The 1053-nt window shown below is 38.5% G+C and carries 1 protein-coding gene; it reads right to left on the reverse strand.

Annotated features, from left to right (window positions below):
* Positions 1–469 (reverse strand): DMT family transporter (locus F6J94_RS34025; RefSeq protein WP_293048398.1); only part of this gene is annotated, 469 nt, incomplete at its 3' end.
* Positions 470–1053 lie beyond the last annotated feature (584 nt).

Raw genomic sequence — 1053 nt, forward strand, 5'->3', positions numbered from 1 at the left:
TGCATCGGAGTTCTCGATGAACCGCCGGAACGACTCGACTCGGATCCATAGCCCGCTTCCCTCCGGCGTCCGGATCTTCAGCTCCCAAATCTTCCATGATTAAAGTAAATCCCAAAGCTAAGATCGCTCTTAAGAAGCAGCTCCATAGCAAGATTGTGCTGACTGAGTATTTATTGCACAAGGATTCACGAGCTAAAAATGCACCAGCATAAAAAACAGAAGAGAGTAGTGCCAGCATATCTCCAGTAAAGTTGCTAGGGGCAATAAACCAGTCCTCAAACTCAATACAACTAGACGCGAATAGTGCAATGCCTAGACCAACTAGAAAGCGGTTGTCAAATTGCTGCTTCAGAAGCAACCAAGCACCGAGGGTTGAAAAGATAGGAGTCATGTTATGCAACAAATTGGCATTGGCTACACTAGTCTGAGTTAGTGAAATAGCCCACAGAGATACGCATATAAAAGTCATTAAATTCTATCCCGAACAAGATTACATCGTTAATAGTAAGGTGCCCTGATGATTTACACTCTTGTTCAGGTTTCCCAGGGAATACAAGCTTTTGGCTTTCCCATAAGCTAAAGGTAACTGCAGCAATCCAATATCGGTTAAATATAGTTGCGCCAGGTCCAAGATCAAACTCAGCCAATTTTGTTAGAATCGCAGCAAATGAAAGGAGAAAAGTTGCCATTAGCAATGCCAATAAAGGCATAAATGAAGCTTTTTTGGCAAGGGGAAAAATTTGGTGGTTAATTAATTGATTAATTTATATACAATTTCCCAATATATCATCAAAATCAATGCCGCATTGCTGCTTTATCATAACACCAAAAACTCCTCGGATATCTTGACTACTGTTGCGAAGTTACTTTGTTCTATAAATCCTAGGTTTACATATCAAATAAAAAGGCTATATATCTTTTAATTTCTTGATAGTATTATTGAGCATTATTCATTAGTCAGCTAGTTGATTTGAATAGGATTTTGACTATAATCTACATGATATAGCCTTGAGATTACTAAAGATAATTAGGCTGAGTAATAGTCAAGTTTAT

The sequence above is a fragment of the Moorena sp. SIO1F2 genome, from assembly GCF_010672755.1.
Lineage (GTDB): Bacteria > Cyanobacteriota > Cyanobacteriia > Cyanobacteriales > Coleofasciculaceae > Moorena.